This is a genomic window from Serratia sp. H402Y, assembly GCF_051172415.1.
In the GTDB taxonomy this organism is placed as follows: Bacteria; Pseudomonadota; Gammaproteobacteria; order Enterobacterales; family Enterobacteriaceae; genus Serratia; species Serratia ureilytica.
Genome location: NZ_JBPIYZ010000001.1, coordinates 1,407,049 through 1,426,081, shown reverse-complemented (window position 1 = coordinate 1,426,081; position 19,033 = coordinate 1,407,049). Strand labels below are relative to the sequence as shown.

Sequence of the window (19,033 nt, the reverse complement as noted above, 5' to 3'; positions counted from 1 at the left end):
TTCGGTCACATAACGCCGTTAAACTGAAAACCAACTTCACCGAACGGGCGGCAAAGATGAAAAAGTTGACGTTGAAAGAGATGACGGAAAGCGAGCAACGAGAAGTCAAAACCGAGCTGGACAAAGCGCGTAAAAGCCACGGCCGGCCGCTGACCAACGCCGAACAGCACAAGGTCAAAGATGAAGTGGTGGCGCGCATCATGGCCGCCAGAGCGAAGCTCGCCAAGGCAGAGCGCGCGGAACGCAAAGCCAACCGCTACCGGCCAAGCGGCGACACCTTCAGTTGGTCCGCCACCATCGGTACCCGCCCGCCGCGCTGAATCAGCCAAACAATCCCCGCCGCCGCGGGGATTGTCGTTTATTAGCCAAACTCATCTGCCCTCACCCATCATGAATAACAATGTTATCAATCTGTTGTAAATTGACAGCCTGATGAAGAATATTCATTATCACCCCACATCCTCTTTTCACGAGACTGCCATGGCCTATCCGCGCAACGTTAATACACCGATTCTCCCGGCGTTGCCCGTTGGCGGTTTGGCGGCGGTTACATCAAAGAAACAGACGCTCATTTGACCGGGGCGAGCTGTCCCGTCAGATGAGCTGACTGGATGGCCTGCAACGCCCCGCCTTCAATTTTCTCATCTGGCTTCTCTGTCGGTCACACAGAAGGAATATTTTATGGCCTCATTTTCGGGTATTTGGGTGGCGATGGTTACCCCTTTCAATCAAGATGCCGTCGATCTGCCGGCGGTTAAACGCCTGGCGCGGCACCTGCTCGACGCCGGCATCGACGGCCTGGTGGTCTGCGGCTCTACCGGTGAAGCCGCCGCGCTAAGCAAGGAAGAACAGCTGGCGGTGCTCGACGCCGTGCTGGAGGTGGCGCCCGCCCATCAGGTGGTGATGGGCCTTTCCGGCAATAACATGGCCGCCACGCTGCAGATGCAGCAGGCCATTCAGCTGCGCGACATCGCCGGCGTGCTGATCCCGGCGCCTTACTACATCCGCCCTTCGCAATGCGGCCTGATAGACTATTTCACCCAGTTGGCCGACGCCTCCACCGTGCCGGTGATCCTGTACAACATTCCGCAGCGCACCGGCATTGCCATGGAGCTGGCCACGCTGCGCCGGCTCGCACGTCACCCGCGCATCACCGCCATCAAGGATTGCGGCGGCAACCCTGACGCCACCATGGCGCTGATCGCCGACGGCGAAATCGATGTGATGACCGGGGAAGACAATCTGATCCTCACCACGCTGTGCCTCGGCGGCACCGGCGCCATCTCCGCCGCCGCGCATGTTCACCCGGAACGTTTCGTCCAGCTGGTGCAGCAAGTCGCCGCCGGCGATCTGGCCGCGGCGCGCAGCAACTTCTATGAGCTGTTGCCGATGATCCACCAGATGTTCAGCTTCCCGAATCCGGCGCCGGTCAAGACCGTGCTGGCCCAACAGGGGCTGATCGCCAACGAACTGCGCTCGCCGATGCAGGTGGCGCCGCAGGCGCTGCAGCAGCAGATCGCCGCGACGCTGGCGCAGCTGCAGCCCGCCGAGGCGATCGTCGGTTAAATTTGTTAGCTAAGCCGCTGTAATTTTGGCGCTGTGGGACTACGATGAGAGGTTAAGCATGCCCGTCATTCGTCATCAACAAGGAGCTTCCGATGAAACTGTTCTATAAAGCCGGCGCCTGTTCGCTGTCCCCGCATATCGTGCTGCGTGAGGCAGGGCTGGATTTTACGGCGGAGAAGGTCGATCTGGCGCAGAAGAAAACCGAGAGCGGTGCCGATTACCTCGCCATCAACCCCAAGGGACAGGTACCGGCGCTGCTGCTGGATGACGGCAGCCTGCTGACCGAAGGCGTGGCGATCGTGCAATACCTGGCGGACCGCGTGCCGGACCGCAACCTGATCCCGGCGGCGGGCACCCTGTCGCGCTACCACGCGATCGAATGGCTGAACTACATCGCCACCGAGCTGCACAAAGGGTTCAGCCCGCTGTTCAACCCGAAGACGCCCGAGGAATATAAAACCATCGCGCGCGCCAGGCTGGAGCAGCAGTTCAGCTATCTGGATTCGGTACTGGCGAAGCAGCACTTCCTGTTGGGAAGCCGTTTCAGCGTGGCCGACGCCTACCTGTTCACCGTGCTGCGCTGGGCATTCGCCCTGCAGTTCGATGTGCGCAAGCACGCCCATCTGGCGGCCTGGTTCGATCGCGTTGCGGCGCGCCCGGCGGTAGATGCGGCGCTGAACGCCGAAGGATTGAAGTAAGGTTCAGCCCCGGCGGCTCTCGCCGGGGCCCGATGCCGCTTACAGTTTTACCGCTCTGAACTCGCTGCGCGGCTGCACGATCCGATCCTGCGCCGCCACCACCTGTAATTCATACTCGCCCATCGCCTGCGTGGTCAGCATCACTTCATACACGGCGGCGGTCACATGCTCCAGCGCTTTATCCAGCGCCTCGCCCTTCAGCAGATCCACCAGCAGCAGACCACTGGTCAAATCGCCGACGCCGACCGGCTGACGCGCCCCGAAGTCCACCAGCGGCCGGCTGATGTGCCAGGCTTCGTCCGCCGTCACCAGCAGCATTTCGAAACAGTCGGTGTGATAGCCGGCACGGGCCAGGTGCTTGACCAGCACCAGTCGCGGCCCCTTGGCGATCAGCGATCGAGCGGCCTGCACCGCGTCGCCCACGTTGACGACGGCCATCTGGCTCAGCATTTCCAGCTCCAGCAGGTTCGGCGCCACCATGTCGCTGCACGGAAACGCCTGACGGCAGTGAAACTCGGCCACCCCCGGCGCCACGATGCAGCCCTTTTCCGGATGTCCCATCACCGGATCGCAGAAATACCAGGCGTTCGGGTTCGCCTGCTTAACCTGACGCACGATCGCCAGAATATGGTCGCCCTGCTCCGGCGAACCGATATAACCGCTCAACACCGCATCACAGCGTTTCAGCTGATCGATATTGGCGATGCCCTGCGCGATCTCGGTCAGGTGGCTGGCCGGCATGACGCAGCCGGTCCACTGACCGTATTGCGTATGGTTGGAGAACTGCACCGTGTTCAGCGGCCAGACGTTGACGCCCATGCGGCGCATCGGAAACTCCGCCGCACTGTTGCCGGCGTGACCAAACACCACGTGCGACTGGATAGAAAGAATGTTTTTCATCGACAGAACTCGTTGGGAATGCGGCAGCCAGCCTGGCGGCTGCCCAAAAAGAAAGGGGCCGCCTGGGCCCCTTACCATCATTATACGCTTACTGCCAGTCCACCAGGCAGTAGTGTTTCTTGCCGCGGCGCAGCAGCGTGTAACGGCCAAACAGACGGTCCGCATCGCTGAAGCGGTATTCGGCATCCGACTGTTTCTCGCCGTTGATGGTCACCGCGTTGGAACCGATCATGGTGCGCGCCTGGCCACGTGACGGCACCAGTTCGGCATTCACCAGCGCCTGCTGCAGATCGGCGTCGCGCTCAAGTTTGATGGTCGGCATGCCGTCCTGCGCCAGCTGGGCGAAGTCCGCTTCGGTCATGTCATGCAGCGCGCCGGAGAACAGGCTCTGGGTGATGCGCTTGGCAGCCGCCAGGCCTTCCGCACCGTGCACCATGCCGGTCACTTCTTCCGCCAGCACGTACTGGGCGCGCGGCGCCTTGCCGCTGTTCTTGTCTTCTTCTTCCAGCGCGTTGATCTCTTCCAGGCTCATGAAGGTGAAGAACTTCAGGAAGCGATAAACGTCGGCATCGGCGGTGTTGATCCAGAACTGGTAGAACTTGTACGGGCTGGTTTTTTCCGGCGCCAGCCAGACCGCGCCGCCTTCGGTTTTACCGAACTTGGTGCCGTCTGCCTTGGTGATCAATGGCACGGTCAGGCCGAACACCTGCTTCTGATGCTGACGACGCGTCAGATCGATACCCGAGGTGATGTTGCCCCACTGATCGGAACCGCCGATCTGCAGTTCCACCTGGTGGCGGTTGTACAGCTCGGAGAAATCGAAGCCCTGCAGCAGGTTGTAGGAGAACTCGGTGAAGGAGATGCCGGAGTCGTCGCGATTCAGGCGCTGCTTGACCGCTTCCTTGTTGATCATCTGGTTGACGGAGAAGTGCTTGCCGATATCACGCAGGAAGGTCAGCACGTTCATGCCGCCGAACCAGTCGTAGTTGTTGGCCGCGATAGCGCTGTTGCTGCCGCAGTCGAAATCGAGGAACGGGGAAACCTGTTTGCGGATCTTCTCCACCCACTCGTTCACCGTATCGGTGGTGTTCAGCTTGCGCTCCGCCGCTTTGAAGCTCGGATCGCCGATCAGGCCGGTGGCGCCGCCCACCAGCGCTACCGGTTTGTGGCCGGCCAGCTGGAAGCGCTTCAGGCACAACAGAGGAACCAGATGGCCCAAATGCAAGCTGTCAGCGGTCGGATCGAAACCGCAATACAGTGCAATTGGCCCTTGCGCCAGTCGCTCCGCTAACGCTTCCTCATCCGTAACCTGGGCAACGAGGCCCCGCTCTTGCAGTTGTTTAATCAAGTTGCTGCTTGCCATCAATGACTCCATGTATAAACGAATGCACCTTTGCCGGTACACGGCCTTTCGCCCAGTGGCGAAATAAAAATTCAGGGTAGCGCATAGAATAAAGCGCCGGCGGCGTCAGCACCAGCGCTTAGAGGGGGATTTTACGTCTTCAAGGTGCCAGTCGGTCAATTTTCCAGTCATTCCCGTCCCGCTGATACAGGAAACGGTCATGCAGGCGGTGGGCGCCACCCTGCCAGAACTCGACGGAGTCAAATTTCACGCGGAATCCGCCCCAGAAACTCGGCAACGGCACCTCGCCCTGCTGGAACTTTTGCTTCAACTCGAGGAATTTGCTTTCCAGCACGCCGCGCGCGGAAATGCGTGACGACTGCTGCGACACCCAGGCGCCAATTTGGCTGTCCTTCGGCCGGCTATGGAAATACTTCAGCACTTCGAGGGTCGACAGGCGCTCCGCCTGACCGAGGAAAATCACCTGACGATCGAGCATGTGCCAGGGGAACAGCAGGCTGATATGCGGGTTTTGCGCCAGCTGCTGCGCCTTGCGGCTGCCGAGGTTGGTGTAAAACACCAGCCCCTGCTCATCGAAATGCTTGAGCAGCACGATGCGCTGATACGGCTGGCCGCGTTCGTCGACGGTGGCGACGCACATGGCGGTCGGATCGGCCAGGCGCGCGTCGCAGGCCTGTTTCAGCCAACGCTCGAACAGCTCGAGCGGATTGGCGGTCAGATCGTTGCGGCGCAGGCCGCCTCGGGTATATTCACGGCGCAGGTCCGCAACATCAAACTCATTCTTTTCAATCATCTGGGTTATCGACCAACTGAAAAATCCGTCGTTACATTCTGCGCCTGCGGCGCCAGGAACTCAATCGCTCCGACGCCGCCGCTGACCGTCACTCCGTCAACACGCAGTCGCTCATGACTACCTTGCCGTTGCGCTCAAGATAGGCATTGCGGTCTTTCGACCAAAAAGTGTATTTGCCGTCGCTGTATTTAGCGCCGGTCAACGCCAGCACCTGCTTGAGATGCAGCTGTTCGCCATCCATCAGCAGGCTGACTTCGCTCGCCTTGCCGTCGAGCGCCACCGTCAACGGCGTGGTGCCGCACTGGTAGTGCATCGTCTGGCTGCTCTGCGGCAGGATGTAGCTGCAGCCGGACAGCGCCAGCGCGCCGGCGACGAAAATGACTTTTTTCATGCTGTTGCTCCTTAGAAAAATCCTTCACAGGCTATCCTAACAGAGCTAGCGCCCCCCGAATGGCAAAACCGGATAAATCCCACCCAGCACCGTTTCACGGCTGGCGCCGGTCACCGAAGGCAGGTTGCCGGCCTGGCCGGACAGCGTGCGAAACGCCAGCCAGGCGAAGGCCAGCGCCTCCATGTCGTCGCCGCTAACGCCGCAATCGTCGGTCAGGCCGACCTCGGTGCCCGGCAGCAGCGCCGACAGGCGCGCCATCAGCAGCGTGTTGCGCGCCCCGCCGCCGCAGACCAGCAGGCGCTCACACCCGCCGGCCAGCTGCACCTGTTCGCTGATGCTGACGGCGGTCAGCTCCGTCAGCGTGGCCTGCACGTCGACCGGCGCAATCGCCGGTAATCCGGCCAGCTGACGCTCCAGCCAGGCGATGTTGAAATACTCGCGGCCGGTGCTTTTCGGCGCAGGCAGCGCGAAGTAAGGGTCCGCCAGCATCTGCTGCAACAGCGGCAAACAGACGCGCCCCTGCATAGCCCAGCCGCCGTCCTGATCGTAAGGTTGCGCGCGGTGGCGCCAGATCCAGGCGTCCATCAGCATGTTGCCTGGCCCGGTGTCAAAACCGCGCACCGGCGCACCGGGCAACAGCAGAGAGAGGTTGGCGATGCCGCCGATGTTCAGCACCATACGCCGCTCGACGGGATGCCCCAGCAGCGCCTGATGAAACGCCGGCACCAGCGGCGCGCCCTGCCCGCCGTAAGCCATGTCGCGCCGGCGGAAATCGCCGACGGTGGTGATATTGGTCAGTGCGGCGATGCGGTTGTTGTCGCCGAGCTGCATGGAGAAACGCGCGTCGCCTTCCGGTTCGTGCCATACCGTCTGGCCGTGGCAGCCGATGGCGGTGATATGATCCGCGTCGATACCGGTTTGCTTCAGCAGGCCGAGCACCGCCTCGCCAAACAGCGTGCCCAGCTGTGCGTCCAACCGGCCGACCGCGGCCAGTGTGGTTTGCTGCCCCTGGCACATCCCCAGGATCTCTTTTTTCAGCGCGATCGGCATCGGATGGCTATAGCTGGCCTGCTGCGCCACCATGCGATCGTCAATCGCGGCCAATACCACATCGATTCCGTCCAGACTGGTGCCGGACATGACGCCTATATAGCGGCCTGACTTCATAGCAACATCCTCTAACCCGCACGGTAAGCAAATTTTATCCTGACAAATAAACCAGAATTGACGAATTAACGCCATGAATTATGATGCTTTTTTTACGCGCCGTGAGCCAGGTGCGTCGCTGTGGCACATTTTATGTGTTAAACCGTGCGTTAACCGGCAACGGAATGTCGGTGAGGCTGTCATAAAGGTAAACCGCGGTTTATTATTGGTTGAACAGAGAAAAGTTAAGCTGCGTGCAGCGATGAGGCATGGCGCTGTATCAACTTTCAGCCATACTTTGTCTATCATTTTCACTGAATCTTGCCTGGTGAGCATTGCCAGGTTATGGACTACTACCATCAGGAGTTTTATATGATCAAGCGTCTTCTCGTCGTTGCCGTCGCCGCCGTTACGTTGGCTGGGTGTGCCAATGAATCCATGTCCGGCGATGTCTACTCGTCCTCGCAGGCCAAGCAGGTGCAGAACGTCACTTACGGGACGCTGGTTTCCGTGCGTCCGGTTAAAATTCAGGGCGGCGAAGGCTCCAACGCCTTGGGGATGATCGGCGGCGCGGTAATTGGTGGGCTGTTGGGCAACACCGTTGGCGGCGGCACCGGCCGTACGCTGGCTACCGCGGCGGGTGCTATCGCCGGCGGCGCGGCGGGCAACAGCATCGGTGAAGTGGCCGGTCGTACCTCAGGCTACGAGCTGGAAATCAAAACCGACCAGAAAGAGAACATCGTCGTGGTGCAGAAAGCAGGCGACACCAAGTTCAGCCCGGGTCAGCGCGTGCGCATGGCGCGCATGGGCGACACCATCACCGTCTCTCCGCTGTAAGTCAGCAGGCGGCACACGGCAAACCGGAGGCAATCGCCTCCGGTTTTATTTCTGATGCTGTGAAACTGTAATCGTAGAAAAATAAGAATATTATTATTTGTTCTGCAGTTCGGTGATATTTTGTTCTAACTTGCCAATCAGCCCTACCAACAGATGCACTTCGTCGGCGGTAATGCCGCTTAAAATCTCACTGCGCGTAGACGTGATCACACTGTCGACTTCCCTGATGATCGGATCGGCCGCTTCGGTCAGCTTGATGCGCTTCGCGCGGCGATCGTTGGCACAGGTGTGACGCGTGATAAGCCCCTTCTCCTCCAGTTGGTCCAGCGTGCGAACCAGTGACGGTTGCTCGATACCGATCGCCTTGGCCAGCTGGATTTGCGACTGCTCCGGCGGCAAGCGATTGATATTGTGCAACGTAACCCAATGCGTTTGGGTCAGCTCCAACGGCTTGAGCCGATGATCGATGAGCGCTCGCCAAACACGAACCAATCGTGCTAAATCTGAACCTAATGTTGACTCCACTTACCCCTCCTTATAATTAGCATGCTAACATTACCTCCCAGAGCTTAGACTATTTTGGGTAACTCACATTAAAAACACAAATGTATATAATGTATATTGTGGAAATAACCACTATTTTTAACCGCTATTGTTTAATCGTTATGCAAATATTCAACATATTCACCCGTAGGGATTGTTAATGTGAATACATCATGGTTACACGCCTCATCGCCCTTACCCGATTTGGTCCTGGGGGCATCGCTTTATTTTCCACCCATATTTAAAGCTTTTTTGCTAGGACTGGTCTTATGGTTGCTGATTCATCAGCTGCTCAGGGACTGGATGTATTCCGGTGAAATCTGGCACCCCATGTTGATGGACCTGTCCATTTTCGTCCTGACCGTCAGCGGTTCCTTATGGATTTTAGCGAGTTGGTAACCCATGCAGCATAAAACATTAAAATACTTTTCTACGGTGATCGTCTGCGCCATTGCCGTCTGCGCCGGTTGGTGGCTCTGGAATTATTATATGCAATCCCCATGGACCCGTGACGGAAAAGTGCGCGCAGAACTCGTCAATATCACCCCTGAGGTTTCTGGAAGATTAGAGAAAATAAGTGCGAATGACAATCAATTCGTACCTGCGGGAAGTCTGATTTTTACCCTCGACCCGGTGCCTTATCAGATCGCGCTGGACAATGCCGAGGCCGCGGTGGCAAAAGCGCAATCGGATCTGGCCAAGGCGGACCACGAAGCCGCCCGACGCCGCGGGTTGCCGCGCAACGTTATTTCCGCTGAAGATTTGGATGAGTCCAATTTAGCCGCTCAGGCAATGAAGGCCGCCTATAAAGCCGCCCTGGCCAACCTGGAACAGGCCAAATGGAATTTGAGCAAAACTAAAATTTACGCGCCGACCGACGGTTATATCACCAATCTCCAGGCGCGGGTCGGGAACTACGCCAACGCCGGCACGCCTTTGGTCGCACTGGTGGATGTCCATTCGTTTTATGTACTCGGTTATTTCGAAGAAACCAAGCTGAAACATATAAAAGAAGGCAATAAAGCCGATATTGTCTTATATAACGGCAACACCCCGTTGCAGGGGGAAGTAGAGAGTATCGGCCGCGCCATTTACGATCAGAGCGTTGACAGCAACAACGATCTATTAATGGATGTTAAGCCCAATGTTCCCTGGGTGCGTTTGGCTCAGCGCGTGCCGGTGCGGATAAAATTGCTCAACGTGCCCGCCGATTTGACGCTGGTTGCCGGCACCACCTGCACCATTTCGATTCATCAGCGGAACTAAAGTGTGAACCTGCCCTTTCTGGAGTGGAGCCGTACCCCCTGGGGTAAGGCGACCGGCGGCCAATGGCGCTATGCGCTGCGCAACTCGCTGGCGATGTGTCTGGCGCTGTGGGTGGCGTTCGTGCTCGAGCTCGACGAACCCTATTGGGCGCTCACCTCCGCCGCGGTGGTCAGCTTCCCCACCATCGGCGGCGTGATCAGCAAAAGCATCGGCCGCATCTTCGGCAGCCTGGTGGGCGCCGCCGCCTCGGTGGCGATCGCCGGCCACTGCCTGAACGACCCCTGGCTGTTTACGCTGTTCATCGCCGCCTGGATCGGGCTATGCACCTATATCTCCAACCATTACCAAAACAACGTCTCTTACGCGTTCGCGCTGGCGGGCTATACCGCCGCCATTATCGCCTTCGGTACGGTTAACGTCACCGATACCCAGCAGATTTTCGATATCGCGCAGGCGCGGGTTTGCGAAGTGATCACCGGCATTCTGTGCGGCGGACTGATGATGATGATCCTGCCCAGCACCTCCGACGGCGAAGCCTTGCTGACTTCGCTGCGGCGCATGCAGCAGCGGCTGCTGGAGCACGCCGCCATGCTGTGGCAGCCGGAGGTCACCGCGCAGATGCGCACCTCACACGAAGGGGTTATCGGCCAGATCCTAACCATGAACCTGCTGCGCATTCAGGCGTTTTGGAGCCACTACCGCCTGCGGCGGCAAAATAACCTGCTCAACTATCTGCTGCACCAGCAGCTGCGCATTACCAGCGTCATCTCCAGCCTGCGCCGCATGCTGCTGAACTGGCCGGATCGTCCCGCCAATCTGATGCCGGTGCTGACGCAACTGCTGGATGAATTGCGCGATCCCGCCACCGATAAATATCGCTTGGCGCGCCTGCTCCAGCAGATCGCCCCGCAAGATGCAGCGGACTACCGCCATCGCGCCTTCTGGCTGCGTTTGCGTGATTTCTGCTGGCTTTATCTGCGCTGCAACCGCTGGCTGCAGCGATTGGAAAGCGCCACGGCGGTCAGCGATCTCCAGCCGCCGCGCGTCACCTCGCTGGCGCGCCATACCGACAGCTACGAAGCCGCCTATAACGGCCTGCGCACCTTTTTATGCATCGTGATCGGCTGCGCCTACTGGATCAACACGCAGTGGGACGCCGGCAGCGCGGCGCTGACGCTCACCGCCATCAGCTGCGTGCTCTACTCCTCCACGCCTTCGCCGATCAACAGCGTCAGCACCTTGCTCAAGGCGGTGCTGCTGCTCTCGGTCGCCTGCTTCGTGGTGAAATTCGGTTTGATGATCCAGATTGACGATTTCTGGGTGTTCTGCGCCTTCCTGTTCCCGATCCTGGTGACCATGCAGATGCTCAAGCTGCAGAATCCGCCTTATGCCGCGCTTTGGGGGCAGTTGATCGTCTTTATGGGCTCATTTCTGACCGTCAGCAATCCGCCGAGCTATGACTACCAGTCCTTTATCAATGACAACATCGGTAAAATTGTCGGTGTGCTGCTGGCCGGGCTGGCGTTTCAGATCCTGCGCCCCAGCTCGGACAAGCGAAAGAGCCGCCGTATTATCCGCGCGCTGCGCCGCGACTTTATCGATCAGTTGAGCAAAAAGCCGCAGCAAAGCGAAAGCCAGTTTGAATCGCTGATCTACCATCGCATCAGCCAGCTCAATCAAAGTCAGGATCAGGAGGCGCGCACCTGGTTGCTGCGCTGGGGCGTGGTGCTGCTCAACTGCAGCCACATCGTCTGGCAGCTGCGCGACTGGCAAACCCGCTCAGATCCGCTGTCGGCGGTGCGCAACGTCTGTATCCACTGCCTGCGCGGCATCATGACGGAGAAAGGCGTGCAGCACAGTTCGCTGGACGCCACGCTGCAAGAACTGCTGCGCATGAGCAACGCCCTGGCGCACCACCCGGAACAGGCGGCGCGCGATCTGGCCGGCCTGATTTGGCGGCTCTACTGCTCGCTGCAGCAATTGCAACAGGCCATTGGCCAGCCCGCCGCCACAGCGGCCGTCAGCGGCGGATGATCACTTGATCACGCCGCAGGCGAAGCGCTCACCGCCCCCGCCGAGCGGCAGCGGATGATCCGAGTGATTATCGCCGCCGGCATGCACCATCAGCGCCTTGCCCTCAATTTCACTGATTTTTTTCAGCCGCGGCGCCAACACCGGATCGTTCGCCATGCCGTCGGCGGTCACATAGATGGCCGGCAAATCGCCCAGATGCCCGTCGGCATACGGCCCGAGGTGTTTCCCGGTTTTTTGCGGATCAAAATGCCCGCCGGCCGCCAGCGCCGCCACCGCCTTGCCGTCCTTCATGCCCGGCTCGCAGCTGCCTTTCTCATGCACATGGAAACCGTGCACCCCGGCCGGCAAGGCTTTCAGGCTCGGCGTGAACAGTAAGCCGTAAGGCGTTTCGCTGATGGCCACTTTGCCGATATCCTGACCGATGCCCTGCCCGGTCACCAAGTTCATCTCAACGTCGACCGTCGCCGCCTGAGCGGCCCCGCAGGCCATCAGGCCAAGCGCCGCATACCAATAACGTTTCATCAATCAGTCTCCTTAATGACTATATCGAGTTATCAGTATAGGAGAGCCAGCGCCAGCACTGTTAACCAACGCACAATCTCGCCAATTTGATTCGCGGGCCTAATATTTAGCACCAATAATAATTCTACCGATGTTGGTCCTCTGACCAGCTGTCGTTCGGCTAACGTTGTTTCCCTGTTTCCACCGCCGACGCGCGAGAGTTCACTTCCCGGCCAGGCGGCATACTTCATAAGGAACTGATATGGGCATCTTTAGCTATAAGGATCTGGACGAAAACGCGTCAAAGGCGCTGTTTTCCGACGCCTTGGCCATCTCTACCTACGCTTACCACAATATCGATAACGGCTTCGATGAAGGCTATCACCAGACCGGTTTCGGCCTCGGTCTGCCGCTGACGCTGATCACGGCGCTCATCGGCAGCACCCAGTCGCAGGGCGGCCTGCCCGGTCTTCCCTGGAACCCCGACTCCGAACAGGCCGCGCAGGACGCGGTGAACAATGCCGGCTGGTCAGTGATCGACGCCGCGCAGTTGGGATACGCCGGCAAAACCGATGCGCGCGGCACCTACTACGGCGAAACCGCCGGTTACACCACCGCTCAGGCCGAGGTGCTGGGCAAATATGACAGCGAAGGCAATCTCACCGCCATTGGCATCTCATTTCGCGGTACCAGCGGCCCGCGCGAGTCGCTGATCGGCGATACCATCGGCGATGTGATTAACGATCTGTTGGCCGGGTTCGGGCCGAAAGGCTATGCCGATGGCTATACGCTGAAGGCCTTCGGCAATTTGCTGGGGGACGTGGCGAAATTCGCGCAGGCCCACGGGCTGAGCGGCGAAGACGTGGTGATCAGCGGCCACAGCCTCGGCGGGTTGGCGGTCAACAGCATGGCGGCGCAGAGCGACGCCAACTGGGGCGGCTTCTACGCGCAGTCCAACTATGTCGCCTTCGCCTCGCCGACCCAGTACGAAGCCGGCGGCAAGGTGATCAACATCGGCTATGAGAACGATCCGGTGTTTCGCGCGCTCGACGGCACCTCGCTGACCCTGCCGTCATTGGGCGTTCACGATGCGCCGCATACCTCCGCCACCAACAATATCGTCAACTTCAACGACCACTACGCGTCGGACGCCTGGAATCTGTTGCCGTTCTCCATTCTCAACATTCCGACCTGGCTATCCCACCTGCCGTTCTTCTATCAGGATGGCCTGATGCGGGTGCTGAACTCCGAGTTTTATTCGCTGACCGACAAAGACTCGACCATCATCGTCTCCAACTTGTCGAACGTCACGCGCGGCAGTACCTGGGTGGAAGATCTGAACCGCAACGCGGAAACGCACAGCGGGCCGACGTTTATCATCGGCAGCGACGGCAATGATTTGATCAGGGGCGGCAAAGGCAACGACTATCTCGAGGGCCGCGACGGTGACGATATCTTCCGCGACGCCGGCGGCTATAACCTGATCGCCGGCGGCAAAGGCCACAATATCTTTGATACCCAGCAGGCGTTGAAAAACACCGAGGTCGCCTACGACGGCAATACGCTTTACCTGCGCGACGCCAAAGGCGGCATTACGCTGGCGGACGACATCAGCACCCTGCGCAGCAAAGAAACCTCCTGGCTGATTTTCAGCAAAGAGGTGGATCATCAGGTGACCGCCGCCGGATTGAAATCGGATTCGGGCCTCAAAGCCTATGCAGCCGCCACCACCGGCGGCGACGGCGATGACGTCCTGCAGGCTCGCAGCCACGACGCCTGGCTGTTCGGCAACGCCGGCAACGATACGCTGATCGGCCATGCCGGCGGCAACCTGACCTTCGTCGGCGGCAGCGGCGATGACATCCTGAAGGGGGTCGGCAACGGCAATACCTTCCTGTTCAGCGGTGATTTCGGCCGCGACCAGCTGTATGGCTTCAACGCCACCGACAAACTGGTATTTATCGGCACCGAGGGCGCCAGCGGGAATATCCGCGACTATGCCACGCAGCAAAACGACGATCTGGTGCTGGCCTTCGGCCACAGCCAGGTCACGCTGATCGGCGTCTCGCTCGATCATTTCAACCCCGATCAGGTGGTGTTGGCCTAAAGACCGACGTAAAAAAAGCCGGGCGCTTTCGCCGCCCGGCTTTCCTCTTTCTACCCCGTCTCAGGGCACGTCATACCCCAACGCCGCCTTGCGAATGCGGAACCACTGCTGGCGGTTCAGCGCCAGTTTCTGCGCCTTCAATGCCGAACGCACCCGCTCGATCTTGCCGGAGCCGATAATCGGCAGCGGCGAAGACGGCAGGCGCATCACCCAGGCGTAAACCACCTGTTCAATGGTCTCGGCGCCGATCTCTTGCGCCACCCGCAGCAGCTCGTCGCGCAGCGGCTGGAACTCGGCGTCGTTGAACAAGCGGCCGCCACCCAGGCAGGACCAGGCCATCGGTTTGATGCGCAGTTGCTGGCACTGGTCGAGCGTGCCGTCCAGGATCGCCGGTTGGTGAATCGGCGAGATTTCCACCTGATTGGTGACCAGAGAGAACGGCAGACGCGACTGCAGCAGTTGGAACTGCGCGGGCGTAAAGTTAGAGACGCCGAAATGGCGCACCTTGCCGCTTTTGTGCAGCGCGACAAAGGCTTCGGCCACGTCGTCAGCGTCCATCAACGGATCCGGGCGGTGGATCAGCAACAGGTCGAGGTAGTCGGTATGCAGATGGCGCAGCGAGTGTTCCGCGCTCTGTACGATATGATCGCGGTCGGTGATGTAGTGGCCGATCGGGTTGCCGGGCTTGGCGGTGGTGGCGATGCCGCACTTGCTCACCAGCTCCAGCGACTGCCGCAACGCGGGCTTCAGGCGCAGCGCGTCGCCGAATGCCTGCTCGCAGGCATAACCACCGTAGATATCTGCGTGATCGACGGTGGTGACGCCCAGTTCGACGTGCTGTTCGATAAACGTCAGCAGCTGCTGCGGCGACATGCCCCACTCCATCAACCGCCAGTAACCGCAAATCATGCGGGAAAATTCAGGCCCCTGCGGCGCGAGACGAATGCGTTCTACCATTGCGAAAACCTCATGACATTATTTGTCAGCCAGCATACACAAGCCGGTGAGGCGCAGGGAAGCGCAAAGGCGCATGAACGTGCGGCAGATCAGGAAAGGGTCAAAACAGCGAAGGCTGTTCCGGCAGCGGCTCGTCGGGGGCTTTGTTGGCGCGCTGCAGGCGCAGGAAACGTTGGCGACACAGACGCAGCACTTCGCGCTTTTGCGCGTCGCTCATGCTCATCCAGCCGAACCGCTCCTCGCGGCTGCGCAGGCAGCCACGGCAGAAACCGCGATCGTCGGCCTGGCAAATGCCGCGACACGGGCTGGGGATGTCGAAAAATTCAAGCTGCTGTGCCACGGGCCCTCCTGCATTCTCCTGCTAATTGAAGACGTCATCGCCGCCGCTGGCAAGTCCCTTTTCGCCATTGCGGCGAAAATAGTCGCGCAAATAGCGCAGCGCCTGACGGCTTTTCTCCGGCATAGTGCGTTCCAGCGTCAGCGCGTGCAGCCGCAGCGGCGCCGGCCGCCACTCCGGCAACAGCAGCAACAGCTCGCCGCGCTGCAGCTCGTCGCCAATTTCATACAGCGGCTGAACGGAAATGCCCAGACCGGCGCGGGTAAAGGCGCGCATCACGTTCATGCTCTCGCTGACGATCTGCCCCTCCGCCAGCCGCAGCTTGACCTGCTGGCCGGATTGATGCAGCAAATCCAGATGGGCCCCACTATAGCCGCTGGAGATCCAGCGGTGCTGCACCAAATCCTGCGGCTTTTCCGGCACCCCATGCTGGCTGAGGTAACGCGGCGCCGCGCACAGCACCATCGGCCACGCCGTCAGCGGGTGAGCGATCATATTGGCGTCCGCCAGTTGACGATTGGCGCGCAGCGCAATGTCGACCCGCTGTTCTATCATGTCGACGATGCGATCGTCCGCCAGCACCCGCAGCGTCAGCTTGGGATGCGCCTGCAACAGCGGCGCCAGCGCCTCCGCCAACGAGCGGCCGCCGATGCCGACCGGAGTGGCGATGCGCAGCTCACCCACCAGCGTGTCCCGCAGTTCCGCCAGCCGCTGCTCCGCCTGCTGCGCCTGTTGCAACATCGCCTCGCAGCCGGGATAAAACGCCGCCCCCGCCTCGGTCAACGCCAGACGGCGGGTGGAGCGGTGCAACAGCGGCACCCCGAGCGCCTTCTCCAGCGAGCGCATATGCTGACTGACCGCCGACGGCGTCATGCCCAGCCGCCGCGCCGCACCGACCAACGATCCCTCCGCCACCACGGTGGCGAACACCGCCATTCGATTGAGTTTATCCACGATTATGAAGTTTTACTTAATCAAGAAAGCATGAATATGGCACTAATCACGGCTATTGTTAAGGACTAGAGTAGATCCCACGCAGCAGGCACATCGGCCTGCCTTACGATACTGACCCATCCCTGAAGGAGCATACAGATGAAAGTAGCCATTATTGGAGCAACCGGTTTTGTTGGCCGCCGTGTGGTGGATGAAGCGCTGGCTCGCGGCATTCAGGTAACGGCGATCGCCCGTCAGAAAAAAGATTTGCCGGACCACGCCAATCTGACCGTCGCGCTGGGCGACGTCGCCGATACCGCCTGGCTGGCGGGACATTTGCACGGTCAGGATGCGGTGATCAGCGCCTACAATCCCGGCTGGGGCGAAGACAACCTGTATGAGAAGACTACGCGCGGCGCCCAGCAGATCCTTACCGCGGTCGAGCAGGCAGGCGTCAAGCGCCTGTTGGTGGTGGGCGGCGCAGGCAGCCTGGAAGTGGCGCCGGGCGTTGAACTGGTGGATACGCCGCAATTCCCGGAAAATATCCGCCCCGGCGCGCAGGCAGTGCGCGATCTGCGCAATAAACTGCGGAACGAATCAGCGCTCGACTGGACCTATCTCTCTCCGGCCGCCCTGCTGGAACCGGGCAAACGCACCGGCCAGTTCCGCCTCGGCACCACGCAGCTGCTGATGAACGGCGACGCGCCGGCCAGCATTTCGGTGGAAGATCTGGCGGTGGCTATCGTCGATGAGATTGAAAAACCTCAGTTTATTCGCGCCCAATTCACCGCCGCCTACTAATTCCCCTCACCGCCAGGCCACCGGCCTGGCGTTTTCCCGCGTTCGCCGCCGCCAGTATTCTGAATTTCTAAGGTTTTCTTAAGTTTCATCCGGTAGATTTCAAGGCATTATCTACTCTCAGGATCCAGATTTGGCAATGTGGTTACGTCAACGCTTACAGTGCAACAGCCTCGGTTTTATCCTCGCCACCGCCCTGTTCTTCACTCTGTTCCAAAACGCGTTATTCCTGCATCGCGCCTGGTCGTATATCACCTTCGATAGCGTCCACAGCGTGATATTCGCCGCCAGCATGCCGGTGGTGATCTTCTGTGCGCTGAATATTATCTTCAGCGTGTTGACCGTGCCCTACCTGCGCAAACCGCTGATCGTCTTTTTCTTGCTCGGCAGCGCCGCAGCCAACTATTTCATGTACAGCTATGGCGTGGTGATCGACGGCAACATGATGCAAAACGCCTTTGAAACCAACACCCACGAAGCGACGGCGTTGCTGACGCCGCGCATGGGGCTGTGGCTGGCGCTGCTCGGCGTCCTGCCGGCGGCGGCGGTTTGCTTCACCCATATTCGCCAGACCCGCCCCTGGTGGTACATGGTTGGGCTGCGCGCCGCCAACGTCATGCTGTCATTGGTGGTGATCCTGATCATCGCCGCGCTGTTCTACAAAGACTACGCTTCGCTGATCCGCAACAATAAAAGCGTGGTGAAGATGTTAACGCCTTCCAACTTCGTCGCCGGCACCATCAAGTTTACCGAGCAGCGCTACTTCACGCGCAATCTGCCGCTGGTGAAGATCGGTGAAGACGCGCGCAAAGGGCCGCTGATCGCCGGACAGGCCAAGAAAACGCTGGTGATCCTGGTGGTGGGCGAAACCGCCCGCGCCGAAAACTTCTCTCTCGGGGGCTACGATCGCGAGACCAACCCGCGCCTCAAGCAGGACAACGTGGTCTATTTCAAGAACGCCAGCTCTTGCGGCACCGAAACGGCGATCTCCGTCCCCTGCATGTTCTCCAATATGCCGCGCAAAGCGTACGACGCAACTCAGGCGACGCACCAGGAAGGCATGCTCGACGTGCTGGCGCATGCCGGCGTCAACGTGCTGTGGCGCGATAACGACGGCGGCTGCAAAGGCGCCTGCGATCGGGTGCCGCACATCGACATGACCAAACTGAAACTGCCGCAGGACTGTGACGGCGAAGTTTGCATGGACAATGTGCTGTTGTACAAACTGAACGACTACATCAATAGCCTGAAAGACGACGGCGTGATCGTGTTGCACCAGATGGGCAGTCACGGCCCGGCTTATTACCGCCGCAGCACGCCGCAGTTCCAGACGTTTTCGCCGACCTGCAACAGCAATCAGATCCAGGATTGCAGCCATGAACAGCTGGTGAACACCTACGACAACTCGATCCTGTATACCGACGCGATGCTCGATGCCACCATCAAGCTGCTGCAGCAGTATGACGACCGGTTCAATACCGCGCTGGTCTACCTGTCCGATCACGGCGAATCGCTGGGAGAAAACGGCATGTATCTGCACGGCACGCCTTATGTCTTCGCGCCGAGCCAGCAAACTCACGTGCCATTCCTGATGTGGATGTCGGCCGACTATCAGCGCAATTTCGGCATCGATCGCCAGTGCCTGAGCGCGCTGGCGGAAAAGGACGACGTGTCGCAGGACAATCTGTTCCACACCCTGCTGGGCATGCTGAATGTGCAGACGCGTGAATATCAATCCCAGTTGGATATTCTGCAACGCTGCCGCAACGCGGCGTAAGCGCTTAACTTACGCGTGCCGCTGAGGCACAATGCCTGAGACCAACCGGCGTTTTGTGCGCCGGTTTTTTTATTCCCATTGACCTA

At 59.6% G+C, this 19,033-nt stretch carries 20 protein-coding genes; 10 read left to right on the top strand and 10 right to left on the bottom strand.

Annotated elements, in window-relative coordinates; genetic code table 11:
- The first annotated feature begins 56 nt into the window (after nt 1-56).
- The 3 genes from ACSBQS_RS07250 to gstA all read left to right on the top strand — a co-directional run bounded on the left by ACSBQS_RS07250 (nt 57) and on the right by gstA (nt 2,264).
- Nucleotides 57-320: a DUF3811 domain-containing protein gene (locus ACSBQS_RS07250; protein ID WP_033642935.1), complete on the top strand. Its 264-nt coding sequence runs from the start codon at nt 57-59 to the stop codon at nt 318-320.
- 361 nt (nt 321-681) lie between these two features.
- Entirely contained in the window at nt 682-1,566 is an 885-nt protein-coding gene (dapA, locus tag ACSBQS_RS07245) for a 4-hydroxy-tetrahydrodipicolinate synthase (RefSeq protein WP_042784387.1), read from the top strand.
- A 92-nt stretch (nt 1,567-1,658) separates the two neighbouring features.
- Nucleotides 1,659-2,264, top strand: coding sequence for a glutathione transferase GstA (gstA, locus tag ACSBQS_RS07240; RefSeq protein ID WP_025302671.1), 606 nt, complete (start codon nt 1,659-1,661; stop codon nt 2,262-2,264).
- Between the two features lie 39 nt (nt 2,265-2,303).
- Here the strand turns inward: gstA and pdxY are convergent, their stop codons facing one another.
- The 5 genes from pdxY to anmK all read right to left on the bottom strand — a co-directional run bounded on the left by pdxY (nt 2,304) and on the right by anmK (nt 6,878).
- Nucleotides 2,304-3,164 (bottom strand): pyridoxal kinase PdxY, encoded by an 861-nt coding sequence (gene pdxY / locus ACSBQS_RS07235; RefSeq protein ID WP_434990096.1) that lies wholly within the window; start codon nt 3,162-3,164, stop codon nt 2,304-2,306.
- Between the two features lie 88 nt (nt 3,165-3,252).
- Complete coding sequence (tyrS, locus tag ACSBQS_RS07230; protein WP_033642931.1) at nt 3,253-4,527, bottom strand: tyrosine--tRNA ligase; 1,275 nt, start codon at nt 4,525-4,527, stop codon at nt 3,253-3,255.
- A 139-nt stretch (nt 4,528-4,666) separates the two neighbouring features.
- Nucleotides 4,667-5,320 carry a pyridoxamine 5'-phosphate oxidase gene (gene pdxH, locus ACSBQS_RS07225; protein WP_033642930.1) on the bottom strand — a complete coding sequence of 218 codons (654 nt, stop codon included), beginning with the start codon at nt 5,318-5,320 and terminating at the stop codon, nt 4,667-4,669.
- Nucleotides 5,321-5,408: 88 nt separating this feature from the next.
- Nucleotides 5,409-5,711: an MliC family protein gene (locus ACSBQS_RS07220; RefSeq protein ID WP_004931294.1), complete on the bottom strand. Its 303-nt coding sequence runs from the start codon at nt 5,709-5,711 to the stop codon at nt 5,409-5,411.
- Nucleotides 5,712-5,756: 45 nt separating this feature from the next.
- On the bottom strand, nt 5,757-6,878 hold the full coding sequence (anmK, locus tag ACSBQS_RS07215) for an anhydro-N-acetylmuramic acid kinase (protein WP_033652593.1): 1,122 nt from the start codon (nt 6,876-6,878) through the stop codon (nt 5,757-5,759).
- A gap of 351 nt (nt 6,879-7,229) precedes the next feature.
- Between anmK and ACSBQS_RS07210 the strand changes: the two genes are divergently transcribed.
- Nucleotides 7,230-7,694 (top strand): glycine zipper 2TM domain-containing protein, encoded by a 465-nt coding sequence (locus ACSBQS_RS07210; protein WP_025159710.1) that lies wholly within the window; start codon nt 7,230-7,232, stop codon nt 7,692-7,694.
- A gap of 93 nt (nt 7,695-7,787) precedes the next feature.
- On the opposite strand, the gene slyA is transcribed toward ACSBQS_RS07210, so the two are convergent.
- A complete protein-coding gene (slyA, locus tag ACSBQS_RS07205; RefSeq protein WP_004931301.1) occupies nt 7,788-8,219 on the bottom strand; it encodes a transcriptional regulator SlyA in 432 nt (143 codons plus the stop codon).
- A 180-nt stretch (nt 8,220-8,399) separates the two neighbouring features.
- Between slyA and ACSBQS_RS07200 the strand changes: the two genes are divergently transcribed.
- The 3 genes from ACSBQS_RS07200 to ACSBQS_RS07190 are packed head-to-tail and all read left to right on the top strand — an operon-like array spanning nt 8,400 to nt 11,537.
- Nucleotides 8,400-8,636: a DUF1656 domain-containing protein gene (locus ACSBQS_RS07200; protein WP_025159708.1), complete on the top strand. Its 237-nt coding sequence runs from the start codon at nt 8,400-8,402 to the stop codon at nt 8,634-8,636.
- Between the two features lie 3 nt (nt 8,637-8,639).
- A complete protein-coding gene (locus ACSBQS_RS07195; protein WP_015377735.1) occupies nt 8,640-9,503 on the top strand; it encodes an efflux RND transporter periplasmic adaptor subunit in 864 nt (287 codons plus the stop codon).
- Between the two features lie 3 nt (nt 9,504-9,506).
- Nucleotides 9,507-11,537 carry an FUSC family protein gene (locus ACSBQS_RS07190; RefSeq protein ID WP_033642928.1) on the top strand — a complete coding sequence of 677 codons (2,031 nt, stop codon included), beginning with the start codon at nt 9,507-9,509 and terminating at the stop codon, nt 11,535-11,537.
- Here the strand turns inward: ACSBQS_RS07190 and sodC are convergent, their stop codons facing one another.
- Nucleotides 11,538-12,059, bottom strand: coding sequence for a superoxide dismutase family protein (gene sodC, locus ACSBQS_RS07185; RefSeq protein ID WP_033642927.1), 522 nt, complete (start codon nt 12,057-12,059; stop codon nt 11,538-11,540).
- Nucleotides 12,060-12,300: 241 nt separating this feature from the next.
- Between sodC and ACSBQS_RS07180 the strand changes: the two genes are divergently transcribed.
- A complete protein-coding gene (locus ACSBQS_RS07180) occupies nt 12,301-14,145 on the top strand; it encodes a polyurethane esterase (RefSeq protein ID WP_033642926.1) in 1,845 nt (614 codons plus the stop codon).
- 60 nt (nt 14,146-14,205) lie between these two features.
- Here ACSBQS_RS07180 and ACSBQS_RS07175 read toward each other — a convergent pair whose 3' ends face one another.
- The 3 genes from ACSBQS_RS07175 to ACSBQS_RS07165 all read right to left on the bottom strand — a co-directional run bounded on the left by ACSBQS_RS07175 (nt 14,206) and on the right by ACSBQS_RS07165 (nt 16,393).
- Nucleotides 14,206-15,102 (bottom strand): aldo/keto reductase, encoded by an 897-nt coding sequence (locus ACSBQS_RS07175; RefSeq protein WP_047575987.1) that lies wholly within the window; start codon nt 15,100-15,102, stop codon nt 14,206-14,208.
- A gap of 100 nt (nt 15,103-15,202) precedes the next feature.
- Nucleotides 15,203-15,442 carry a DUF1289 domain-containing protein gene (locus tag ACSBQS_RS07170; protein ID WP_019455980.1) on the bottom strand — a complete coding sequence of 80 codons (240 nt, stop codon included), beginning with the start codon at nt 15,440-15,442 and terminating at the stop codon, nt 15,203-15,205.
- Nucleotides 15,443-15,463: 21 nt separating this feature from the next.
- Nucleotides 15,464-16,393 carry a LysR substrate-binding domain-containing protein gene (locus tag ACSBQS_RS07165; RefSeq protein WP_187048841.1) on the bottom strand — a complete coding sequence of 310 codons (930 nt, stop codon included), beginning with the start codon at nt 16,391-16,393 and terminating at the stop codon, nt 15,464-15,466.
- A gap of 138 nt (nt 16,394-16,531) precedes the next feature.
- Here ACSBQS_RS07165 and ACSBQS_RS07160 point away from each other — a divergent pair, with 138 nt between their 5' ends.
- Both ACSBQS_RS07160 and eptA read left to right on the top strand, forming a co-directional pair.
- On the top strand, nt 16,532-17,173 hold the full coding sequence (locus tag ACSBQS_RS07160) for an NAD(P)-dependent oxidoreductase (protein ID WP_434990087.1): 642 nt from the start codon (nt 16,532-16,534) through the stop codon (nt 17,171-17,173).
- A gap of 136 nt (nt 17,174-17,309) precedes the next feature.
- Nucleotides 17,310-18,947: a phosphoethanolamine transferase EptA gene (gene eptA / locus ACSBQS_RS07155; protein WP_046898485.1), complete on the top strand. Its 1,638-nt coding sequence runs from the start codon at nt 17,310-17,312 to the stop codon at nt 18,945-18,947.
- The last annotated feature ends 86 nt before the right edge of the window (nt 18,948-19,033 follow it).